General features: G+C 39.4%; 9 protein-coding genes and 2 pseudogenes. All 11 read left to right on the top strand.

The genetic code is table 11. The features are described 5' to 3' along the window. Positions 1-214 (top strand): annotated as a pseudogene (gene dcm, locus Q0A12_RS06905) (DNA (cytosine-5-)-methyltransferase); the annotation flags it as partial. 896 nt (positions 215-1,110) lie between these two features. Further along, positions 1,111-1,818: pseudogene (locus Q0A12_RS06900) on the top strand (DNA cytosine methyltransferase); the annotation flags it as partial. 67 nt (positions 1,819-1,885) lie between these two features. Next, positions 1,886-2,098: a hypothetical protein gene (locus Q0A12_RS06895; protein ID WP_291291925.1), complete on the top strand. Its 213-nt coding sequence runs from the start codon at positions 1,886-1,888 to the stop codon at positions 2,096-2,098. A gap of 257 nt (positions 2,099-2,355) precedes the next feature. Beyond that, complete coding sequence (gene mobT / locus Q0A12_RS06890; protein WP_291291924.1) at positions 2,356-3,540, top strand: MobT family relaxase; 1,185 nt, start codon at positions 2,356-2,358, stop codon at positions 3,538-3,540. Then, positions 3,537-3,650, top strand: a complete 114-nt coding sequence (locus Q0A12_RS06885; protein ID WP_291291923.1) for a DUF3789 domain-containing protein — start codon at positions 3,537-3,539, stop codon at positions 3,648-3,650. The genes mobT and Q0A12_RS06885 overlap by 4 nt, the downstream gene beginning before the upstream one ends. A gap of 28 nt (positions 3,651-3,678) precedes the next feature. Next, on the top strand, positions 3,679-3,900 hold the full coding sequence (locus tag Q0A12_RS06880) for a hypothetical protein (RefSeq protein WP_002298822.1): 222 nt from the start codon (positions 3,679-3,681) through the stop codon (positions 3,898-3,900). A 798-nt stretch (positions 3,901-4,698) separates the two neighbouring features. Next, positions 4,699-6,540, top strand: coding sequence for a group II intron reverse transcriptase/maturase (gene ltrA, locus Q0A12_RS06875; protein WP_291291922.1), 1,842 nt, complete (start codon positions 4,699-4,701; stop codon positions 6,538-6,540). 132 nt (positions 6,541-6,672) lie between these two features. Then, positions 6,673-7,122: an antirestriction protein ArdA gene (locus Q0A12_RS06870; protein ID WP_291291921.1), complete on the top strand. Its 450-nt coding sequence runs from the start codon at positions 6,673-6,675 to the stop codon at positions 7,120-7,122. 59 nt (positions 7,123-7,181) lie between these two features. Beyond that, on the top strand, positions 7,182-7,571 hold the full coding sequence (locus Q0A12_RS06865) for a conjugal transfer protein (RefSeq protein ID WP_291291920.1): 390 nt from the start codon (positions 7,182-7,184) through the stop codon (positions 7,569-7,571). Further along, positions 7,558-10,005, top strand: coding sequence for an ATP-binding protein (locus tag Q0A12_RS06860; protein WP_291291919.1), 2,448 nt, complete (start codon positions 7,558-7,560; stop codon positions 10,003-10,005). Before Q0A12_RS06865 ends, Q0A12_RS06860 begins: the two co-directional genes overlap by 14 nt. 4 nt (positions 10,006-10,009) lie before the next feature. Then, positions 10,010-12,030, top strand: a 2,021-nt coding sequence (locus Q0A12_RS06855; protein WP_291291918.1) for a CD3337/EF1877 family mobilome membrane protein, incomplete at its 3' end; no start/stop codon positions are given.

The raw sequence follows: 12,030 nt of genomic DNA, 5'->3' as shown, positions 1-12,030 counted from the left end.
ATTTCCGTGCCAAGCTTTTTCAATTGCGGGAAAGCGGCAAGGATTTTCCGATACTCGAGGTACTTTATTCTTTGAAATCGCTCGGTTCGCCACTCTTCTCCAACCTAAGTTTCTATTCCTTGAGAACGTCCGGGGATTGCTCAATCACGAAGGAGGGGCTACGTTCGAGACGATCCTCCGAACGTTGGATGGATTGGGGTATGATGTGGAATGGCGTGCGACATGTTTCGCAATAAGTACAAATAGTACGAAATGCAAGAATTTATCCTGAAGATAAATTACAACTAATGATTCGACAGTCGGAATGAAAACAGTCATGTTTGTTTAAAACGACTGGTCTGATACTCCTACATGCATTAAACAGTAACAGCTATTTCATGTATGAAGCTAGGTAAAGTCGGCAGAACAAGACCTAAGTGCTTTCTATTTGCATAAGGTCACGGATATGCCGGGACGCTAAAAATCATCTATGGTGAGAATGTTCTTAAATGAACTGACGAACTTGCGAATGTACGGGTCTATACCACGAATCTCATTGAAAAAGAGATGTTGCATGTGCAACGAATATTACCGGAAAGTAAGAATACCATTTATGAAATCCGGGATAGCGAACAAAAGACGCTATAAATATTCAGGCTTATAGTAAGCACCTAAGGATGAATGAACAGCTAGAATCATTGGAACATGGAAAGCGGGAAACACATATTAACGACTGTTATCGGTGTGGCGGATATAAGGTGTATACCGAAAGCCCTTTATTCCCGTGAGAGTAGGGACATAGTACCGAAGAAACGTTTAATACACGTGGAGGGATAGTCCCGAGACTTGTTCATTGAAAAAGTAAATATAGCTAAATGAAACTCACAAGGTCGAGTAAGAGGATGGGACTAACTACATGCCTCGAATAAACAAACGATTGAACAATATTTACGACTACTCAAGTTAAATGGAAAACAACTTGAGAAATTAAACATCTTTCGTAAAATGTGTAATTTAGCTAATATTTACTGAAATGAATAAGTTGGAACGCCGTATGAGGTGAAAGTCTCACGTACGGTGTGGAGCGGGGGAAAATCTGGAGAACAATCAAAAGATTACCTATCGCTATAGGTGCTTAACTCAAAGGCCTACGTTCCCCAAAGCCGCGATCGGGTCTTCCTTATCGGACATTCTCGAGACGCGTGTACCGAACAAGTATTTCCTATCATTGGACCGTCTCCAACATCTGATCAAAACATCAGAAACTTGGTAAATGTTAACCCTTCCAATCGAGGAATGGGTGGACAAGTCTATGGTTCAGATGGGGTTGCCCCAACCTTAACAGGGGATGAAGGGATCAAAATCGCATTGCCGGTAAATGAGGGTATTTCTGTAGCCGGTATGTTGTCAGGAAATTTTGAACAAGGCAATCGGGTATACGAAGTAACCGGAACAGCCCCCACTTTGTCAACGAAACAAGGGGGAACGAAAATTATGATTCGAAAAAATGGAACAGAATATCAAGAGGTCAAGCCAGGTGATAGTGTGAACCTGGCTTTTCCTAATTCCACAAGTCGTCGTGGCCGCCTGGGAAAACAAAGTGTGCATACTTTAGTAACGGGAGACCAACAAGCGGTCGTCACGGATCAGTATCAGATTCGGAAGCTAACGCCCAGGGAATGCTGGCGACTTCAAGGATTTCCTGATTGGGCCTTTGACCGGGCCTCTCAAGTCAATTCAGATAGTCAGTTGTATAAGCAAGCCGGAAACTCTGTAACAGTTCCGGTCATTTTTGATATTGCTAGAAGATTAAAGGAGGTAAAACTAGATGATTTATGATGAGTTGATTGGAGAAATCTACTGGGTGATTGGCAAGATTCAGTCAGATCCGGAATTGGAAGAATAACTGTACCGGCTCAATTTCGATATTCGAAAAAATGGGGTGAAAGTCCCTGGTGATTCATATGTAATGGACGAGGAAACCGATGCTCGAATTGAACTAAATCAAGTAATCACGGAAATTGAACGGATTGCAGATCTTGCCAAAGAACCGGATATCCGCCAATACTTGTTTGAGATAAAAGCAGAATTGGAAATTGAGGGTATTACTGCGGAGTAACAACCAAATAAACCACTGATAGGCGCTGACCGCGGGGGATTTGCGAAGCAGAAATCCTCCGTGGTGCTGTGCCTGTTCATGGACGGCGGCAGCCGGCCATGATGTCTCACCCCCCGTATCTAACAGGGGGGTACAAAAACACAAAAAACAAGCAAGTAGCTATTAAGAATTACTGGTGTAGCAAGGAAAATTAACGATTTGATTCAGTGTGAAGTATTCGTCAATTACTTCACACTTTTGCTTTAGGAGGTGATTATTTGGCGAAAAGAAATTTAAGCAAAGAATTGCTAAAAGAAAAGCGTAAGGATTATGAGGTTTCGCAGAACAAATTAGCTGTCGCATGTAATTTGACTCGAGAGTATATCAACAAGATTGAATCAGGTCTACTTACACCATCAGAAAAGACCATGAGAAAAATTTTTGACCAACTGGAAAGTTTCAATCCCGATTTGCCTTTGACATTACTGTTTGACTATGTAAGGATTCGTTTCCCCACAACGGATGTACGGAAAATTATTCAAGAAATTCTCCATTTACAATTTGAGTATATGCTCCATGAGGATTACGCCTTTTACTCTTATCAGGAACAATATGTTATGGGCGATATTATAGTGATGTTGTCTCATGAAGAAGATAAAGGCGTTCTTTTGGAATTAAAAGGGCGAGGTTGTCGACAGTTTGAAACTTTTTTACTCGCCCAAAAACGTAGCTGGTACGACTTTTTCGAAGATTGTCTGAAAGCCGGTGGGGTGATGAAACGCATAGACTTGGCAATCAATGATCGAGTGGGGCTATTGGATATTCCTGAGTTAACGAAGAAATGTCAGAAGGAAGAATGTATTTCCTTATTCCGTACCTTTAAAAGCTATCGTTCCGGGGAACTGTTGAAAGCCGACGAAAAGGATGGCATGGGCAATACTTTATATATCGGTAGCCTCAAAAGTGAGGTTTATTTTTGTTTGTACGAAAAAGATTATGAGCAATATATCAAGTTAGGAATTCCATTAGACAAGACCGAAACGAAAAATCGCTTTGAGATTCGACTGAAAAATGACCGTGCTTATCATGCGATTCAAGATTTGTTAAAAGGTCGTAGCATTGAAAGTACCACATTTTCCATTATCAACCGGTATTTGCGATTTGCGGATAAGGTAGAAGGAAAACGGCGAACCAATTGGCCCTTGAATGAACAATGGGGTCGTTTTATTGGACGGAATCGGAAAGAGATTCAATTAACTTCTGAACCGAAACCGTATACCATTGAACGAACCTTGAATTGGCTAGGCCGACAAGTCGCCCCTACTTGGAAAATGGCTAAAGAATTAGATCGTTTGAATCAGACAACCTATATACAGGATATGGTACAGAATGCACGCTTATCAGACCGGCATAAAAAGATTTTGGAGCAACAAAGTATGGCAGTTGAAAACTTAATTATATGAAAAGAGGGATCTTGATGGGAATTGTAAAAGATATTTTATTGGTATTTGGTGGCAGTATGCTCGGCGTTACCGTGATGTACTTGATGAATGTAAGTGCAGCGGCGGACTGAGCAATGGAAAAGAAAGGAAAGTGACGAGATGAATTTTGGACAAAATTTATATCAATGGTTTTTAACCAATGCGCAATCTTTAGTCTTACTAGCGATTGTGGTCATTGGTTTGTTTTTAGGATTTAAGCGAGAGTTTTCCAAACTGATTGGCTTCTTGGTGATTGCTTTGATTGCGGTAGGTCTGGTCTTTAATGCTTCTGGAGTGAAGGATGTCTTACTCAATTTGTTTAACCGAATTGTCGGTGCCTGAGGGGGAATCACGATGGAACAGATGCGTGTGTATATTGCGAACCTTGGAAAATACAATGGTGCGACACGTTCCTAGTTGAAAAGACTAGGCATGAAATTCAAAATGGGTTCATAGAACTGATTCTTTGAGAAGTGGAATGATTGGGTAACGCCATGAAACGCTTCCCTTGATACTGCGGCAAGCAGTTTGATGCAAAAATTAAATTGTTTGAAGCTCGCTGAAGTCGGCAGAGAACTACCCTAGTAAGTCAATTTGTGACTTATGGAAAGTGCCTTAGAGGTAAGGTATGTAGTCTATATGCCGGAGGTCTATAAAATATCTATGGTGAGAATGTGTAATTGGGAAAACACTGACGAATATCCGAATGTACGGGTCTAAATTTGCGTGGCATAGAAATATGCTATCTATCCAAAGGATAGGCATGTGAGGTTGAGTAAGATATCGTTGTTATGAAAAACCTTATGATGTTACAGGCATTATCAAACATGCAGGCTTATAGGATACACTTAAGGGTATATGTACAGATAGAAGAATCGGAACGTGGAAAGGTTAGAGTGTGGAGCTGATTTGCCAGCGATGAAGCAATAGGTTGGAAAACTTGACGTATAACATCCTTTAATCTAACTGAGAGCGGTGCCACAGTACCGGTGAAATCATAGAAATATGATGGAGGGATAGGCACTAGTCATAGCAATAACAAATATTAAATAAAGAAGAATCAATCAAGATTTCATAGGTTCGAGTAAGACTAAAAAAGGCAATGCTCACATGATTTATTAGAAATGGAGCTAACCGACTATGACAACTACAAAGGTGCTGAAAAAGCAAAAATTGAGGAATAACGAATATTATGATTTGCAACAAACATTCGATGGACTTTATCAAAAGTCTAAAGATAATCATGTATTCAAGAGGCTCATTCCTCTGATACTGCAAGAAGAAAACATACTCCTTGCTTATCGCAACTTAAAGAAAAATTCAGGAAGTAAAACCAAAGGTTCAGATGGCAGAAATATTCACTATTTGGCAAAGCTATCAACTGATGAGTTGATAGCCAAGGTCAGAAATAAGTTCATCTGGTACAAGCCTAAAGCTATTCGTAGAGTAGAAATTCCTAAAAGCAATGGAAAAACAAGACCATTGGGGATACCAGCAATCATAGACAGGCTGATACAGCAATGTATTTTGCAAATATTAGAACCAATTTGTGAGGCTAAATTCTATGAAAGAAGCAATGGGTTTCGTCCAAATCGAAGTTGTGAACATGCCATTGCGCAAGTTGAACGCTATATGCAAATTGCGAAATTGAGTTATGTAGTAGATATTGACATTAAAGGATTTTTTGATAATGTCAATCATGGCAAGCTGTTGAAGCAATTATGGACGATAGGAATCAGGGATAAGAAATTGATTAGTATTCTCTCAGCAATGCTTAAAGCTGAAATTGCTGGAATTGGTTTCCCAGAAAGAGGAACACCACAAGGTGCAATACTCTCACCGCTATTATCCAATGTAGTGCTAAACGAATTGGATTGGTGGATTGCCAGTCAGTGGGAAAATATCCCTACTAAAAGGGAATATTCCAAGTGGAAGCAATCAAATACAAACAAATACACTTCCCTGCGTAACTATACGAAACTTAAAGAATGTTATATCGTCCGTTATGCTGATGATTTCAAAATTTTATGCCGAAATTATACCTCAGCTGAAAAGATTTATCACGCTACGAAAAATTGGCTAAAAGATAGATTGGGATTAGAAATTAGTCCTGAAAAATCAAAGATAGTCAATCTCAAAAAGAACTATTCGGGGTTTCTGGGTTTCAAAATAAAGTTGCATGAGAAAGGCAAGTACAAAAATGGGACGAAAAAGTATGTTGTAAAATCCCATATGACAGAAAAGGCAAAACGACAAGTATTAGAAAAGGGAAAACAATACCTGAAAGAAATACAAAAAGCGAATGATGAAGCTGTCTATAAGAAAATTTCATTATTCAATTCCTATGTAATGGGAACCCACAATTATTATCAAGTGGCAACTCATATCACACAAGATCTATCAGGCATTGCCTTATCGTTCAAACGCTTTTTAACGAATCGGTTCAGTGACAGGATAAATCGACATGGTAAGAAAATAACGCTTATCGTAAAAGAGAAATACGGAAAAAGTAAACAACTTCGTTATCTTGATGGAACAGCTATTCTTCCCATTGGATATATAAGGCATAAAAAGCCAATGGATAAGAAAAGAACGATTAACAAGTTTACTGTTGAGGGACGCGAAGAAATCCACAAACAACTGGTATATGGGGATTATGAACTTCTGCATATGATTATGCGCAATCCAGTTCCCTATCGAAGCGTGGAATATAACGATAATCGTGTTTCACTATATGTGGCACAAAAGGGAAAATGTGCAGTTTTAGGAAAAATCTTAACTTTTGATGAAATCCATTGCCACCATAAAGTTCCACTTTCGAAAGGTGGAAAAGATAACTATGCGAACTTAATTATTTTGCATAGAGATTTGCACAGATACCTACACGCAACTGATGATAAAACGTTAGCTAAATATGAAACTGAACTAAATTTGAACGAGAAGCAAAAGAACAAAATTGGACGTTTAAAAGAACTTTTGTAAGTTGTGATTTACTTTATTTACTGGATTATTGATATGATGGAAAGCCGTGTGAGGTGAAAGTCTCACGCACGGTTTGGAGCGGGGGAAAATCTGGAGATAGTCTCAAAAGATTACCTATCGCTATAAGGTGAGTTGGTGGGGGCATGGTTTACCCCACCTGTCGATTTTGATGAAGTGAAAGAACGGATTGGATTAAATAATGAATATGAGGAATATGCAATCCATGATTATGAACTTCCCTTTGAGATTGATGAGTATACACCAATTGAAGAAATTAATCGGTTGTGTGGCTTAGCGGAGGAGCTTGAAGGAACGCCAGTTGGTGAAGTTGCTTCTGAGATTCAACATGCTTTCTTCAATTCTTTTGAGGAAATGGTAGAGCATGTGGATGATATTGTCTATTATCCAGATTGCGATGATATGAGTGATGTAGCATATTTCTTGATTGTAGAAGCTGGTGATTTTGGAGAAGTACCAGAACACTTGAAGACGTATATTGATTTTGATGCGTGTGGTAGAGACTTGGAGATTGGAGGCAACTATTTGGTTACGAGTCGAGGTGTTTTTGAGTATCCATATTAACGAAACTATTGAAGGGTAGTTGATTTTTAAACTATCCTTCTTTTTAAGGGAATGATTTGATGAAAAAAATAAAAAGCTACACCAGTATCTGGGCGGTTGAAAAAGTCATTTACGCGATAAATGACTTTCAGCTACCTTTTCCTGTGACCTTTAACCAGATGGCTTGGTTTGTTTTATCCTTGCTGTTTGTCATTGTATTTGCCCATGTGCCTCCACTATCTATGATAGAGGGGGCCTTTTTAAAATACTTAGGCATACCAGTGGCTGTCACTTGGTTTATGTCGCAAAAGACCTTTGACGGTAAGAAACCATTGGGGTTTTTACGATCCTTTTTCAGTTATCACTTGCGGTTTAAGGTCACTTTTGCAGGAAAGAAAGTCAAAGAACAAAAGAAACGATGGGACGAACCCATTACTCTTGTAAGGAGTGTGAACTATGTACCCGATTAAGTATATTGAAAATAATCTTGTGTTTAACCAAGAAGGCGAGTGTTTTGCCTACTATGAGTTAGTCCCTTACAATTACTCCTTTTTATCCCCTGAACAGAAGTATCAAGTACACGATAGCTTTCGCCAATTGATTGCCCAGAATCGTGAAGGCAAGATCCATGTTTTACAAATTGCCACAGAAAGTAGTATTCGTGCCACACAAGAGCGATCGAAAAAAGAAATTACCGGTAGACTCAAAGAAGTAGCGAAACATCGAATTGACCTACAGACAGATGCATTAGTATCCATGATTGGTGATAGTCAAATTGATTATCGCTTTTTTATTGGCTTCAAACTAATTGCGACGGATGAAGAAGTCAATCTAAAAAGTCTCAAGAAATCTTTCTTTTCTGGGTTTCAAGAATTTATCTATGGGGTGAATCATCATTTGATGGGCGATTTTGTTTCGTTATCCAATGAAGAAATTCGCCGATACACCAAGCTTGAAAAACTAATGGAAAGTAAATTGGCTCGAAGATTCAAAGTCAGACGAGTCACACCGAGTGATCTAACTTACCTGATTGAACATATCTATGGTGAAAAAGGCACACCATTTGAAGAATATGAATTTCAGCTACCAAAGAAAAAGCTGAAATCAGAAACTCTGGTAAAACGCTACGATTTATTACGTCCTAGTCGTTGCTTGATTGAAGAAAAGCCTCGGTACTTACGCATGGAACATGAAAATCATGAGTCGTATGTAGCCTATTTGACAATCAATACGATCATAGGGGAGATGGAATTTCCTTCCTCAGAACTTTTCTATTACCAGCAACAACAATTCACTTTCCCGATTGATACTTCAATGAATGTAGAGATTGTCGCCAATAAAAAGGCTTTAGCTACCGTTCGCAATAAGAAAAAGGAATTAAAAGATTTAGATAATCATGCGTATCAATCTGACAATGAAACGAATTCTAATGTTTTAGATGCGTTGGATTCCGTAGATGAATTGGAAACCACTTTGGATCAATCAAAAGAATCCATGTACAAATTGAGTTATGTGGTTCGAGTAAGTGCGGAATCAGTGGATGAACTAAAACGCCGTTGTGATGAAGTGTTTGATTTCTATGATGATACCAATGTGAAACTAGTCCGGCCCTTTGGCGATATGATGGGATTACATGAAGAATTCTTACCCTCAAGTAAACGCTACATGAATGACTATATCCAGTATGTGACGTCTGATTTTCTCGCCGGACTTGGTTTTGGGGCTACTCAGATGCTAGGAGAATTAGAAGGCATTTACTTTGGCTACAACGTGGACACGGGGCGAAATGTCTACCTGAAACCAGCATTGGCCTCACAAGGGGTAAAAGGTTCAGTTACCAATGCTTTGGCAGCTGCATTTCTTGGTTCTCTTGGTGGTGGAAAATCCTTTAGTAACAATCTCTTAGTCTATTATGCCGTCCTTTTTGGTGGGCAAGCTGTGATTGTCGATCCAAAAGGGGAGCGTGGAGGATGGAAAGAGACCTTGCCAGAAATTGCGGATGAAATCAATATTCTCAACTTAACTAGTAAGCCAGAAAATCAAGGCTTACTTGATCCTTATGTCATCATGAAGAAAAAGAAAGACTCCGAGAGCTTGGCGATTGATATTTTGACCTTCTTAACGGGAATTTCTAGTCGAGATGGGGAGAAGTTTCCTGTTTTACGGAAGGCCATTCGAACGGTTACCCAAAGTGATCAACGGGGGTTATTACAAGTAATCGTTGAATTGCGTAAAGAGGGCTCACCAGTTGCGGAAAATATCGCGGATCATATTGAATCTTTTACCGATTATGATTTTGCCCATTTGCTTTTCTCAGACGGTTCGATTACCCAATCGATTAGTTTAGATAAACAGTTGAATATCATTCAAGTAGCGGATTTGGTTTTACCGGATGCGGAAACCACTTTTGAAGAATATATTACCATGGAATTGCTGAGTGTTTCGATGCTAATCGTCATTTCGACTTTTGCCTTGGACTTTATCCATAGTAATCGAGAAGTTTTCAAGATTGTGGACCTAGATGAAGCTTGGAGTTTTCTTCAAGTGGCACAAGGAAAGACCTTATCGAATAAATTAGTTCGTGCTGGGCGAGCCATGAATGCCGGAGTTTATTTCGTTACGCAAAATAGTGACGATTTACTGGATGAACGCTTGAAGAACAATATCGGATTGAAGTTTGCTTTTCGAAGTACCGATATTCATGAAATCAAGAAAACCTTGGAATTCTTTGGATTGGATCAAGAGGATGAAAGCAATCAAAAACACCTGCGAGATTTGGAAAACGGTCAGTGTTTAATGCAAGACTTGTATGGGCGAGTAGGTGTGGTCCAAGTTCATCCAGTATTTGAAGAACTTTTCCATGCTTTTGATACCCGTCCACCTGTTCAAGAGAGAATGGAGTGAGGAGATGAAAAAGAAACTTTTTCGGATTGTGGGAGTGATTGCAATCAGTCTCTGTGTCATGTTACTTCTTCTCAGTATGATTGGAACGGTGGCTGAGGCAACAGGTCTGGTTGATGATACAGTTGAAGCGGGAAATCTATATTCCCAATATTCACTTGGTAACTATCAGTTGGATTTCTTTGTGGATAGTTCGTGGGATTGGCTACCTTGGAATTGGGGGGATGGCTTAGGCAAAAGCGTGATGTATGGTCTTTATGCCATTACTAATTTCATTTGGACCGTTAGTTTATATTTGTCGAACGCCACGGGCTATGTAGTCCAAGAGGCTTACAAGTTAGATTTTATTTCGGATACGGCTGAAAGTATTGGAAAAAATATCCAAACCCTAGCCGGCATTACCGAAAATGGACTCCAGACCACGGGCTTTTACTTTGGGTTTCTACTATTGATGATTTTAGCTTTAGGAGTTTATGTGGCGTATACCGGATTATTAAAACGAGAAACCACCAAAGCAGTTCGAGCCGTGATTAATTTTGTGATGATTTTTCTACTTTCGGGTTCCTTTATCGCTTATGCGCCCATCTATATCACAAAAATCAATGACTTTAGTTCAGATGTTAGTGAAGCCGCCCTTAGCCTTGGGACCGAGATTGTCGTACCCAATTCAGAAAGCCAAGGAAAAGATAGTGTGGACTTGATTCGAGATAGCTTGTTTTCAATTCAAGTCCAACAACCCTGGTTACTACTACAATTTGATGATTCCAATATAGAAGAAATTGGCGAAGACCGGGTTAACAAAATTCTATCTGTGAGTCCGGATGAAAACAAAGGCAAGGATCGGGAAGAAGCGGTCAAAGCGGAGATTGAAGACAATGACAATGCGAATCTAAGTATTACCAAGACCATTAACCGCTTAGGGACCGTGGTCTTTTTGGTGTTGTTCAATATTGGCATATCCTTCTTTGTCTTTCTTCTGACTGGGATTATGTTGTTCTCGCAAATTCTCTTCATAATCTTTGCGATGTTTTTGCCGATTAGTTTCTTATTATCTATGTTGCCGACTTATGAGAGTTTGGGCAAGAAGGCGATTATTCGCTTATTCAATACGATTATGATGCGAGCGGGTGTCACCCTGGTGATTACGACTGCATTTAGTATCTCCACGATGTTTTTCAACATTTCCGCAACCTATCCATTTTTCATGGTTGCTTTTCTGCAAATTGTGACCTTTGCCGGTATCTATTTCAAATTGGGGGACATTATGAGCATGTTCAACCTTCAAAGTAATGATAGCCAGTCAATGGGAAGACGGGTTATGCGAAAACCGCAAATGTTGATGAACCGTAAATTGCGGCAACTTAATCGAAATGTGGGACGAACTTTAGCTTTTGGTGGAGGTGCAGCAGTCGGAAATAAGTTGGAAAAGGAACAATCAAAATCCAAATTTAAGCCATCCAATTCTTCTCTACGAAAGAATTCACGATTACCTAACAATCAAGAGATACCGCCTGACTCGACTAAGGAAAAGCCAACTTCAAATAATAAGAAACAATCTCGAATGAATTTGGCCGGGAGAAAAATCGGCAAAGTTCTGGATACCCAAGCTTTGGTGAAAGATAAGACAAAACAAGTAAAGGATGGAGTACGGAATGCGCCAACCAACCTGAAATACAATCTCCATCAAGGAATCGAAAAGACGAAAAAAGCACCAGAAGAATTCAAACGTGGACTTGTCCAAGAAAAAGCAAATCGAGCGGAATTGCGAGAAAAACAGCGACAACGTAGAGATGAGAAAATGGCTGAAAAGCGCAAAGCATTGAACGAAACAGGGAATCGTCATGGGAAAAGAAGGGGAAATGTTCCGATAAAAGCGGAGGTCCAACCTCAGAAAGGTAGGATACCGAAAGAAGAAGTATCAAAACGAATTGTGAAAGGCAATCTGAATCCTGAAATCAAACGGAAGCTAGCTAGTCAGGAAATTGTTTCAAAAAGAATAAGTCAACCATCTAATAAGAAAAATTCTTT

Origin of the sequence: Enterococcus sp. (assembly GCF_022711995.1) — a bacterium.
GTDB lineage: Bacteria > Bacillota > Bacilli > Lactobacillales > Enterococcaceae > Enterococcus_D.
This window is presented reverse-complemented; position numbering and strand designations above follow the sequence as displayed.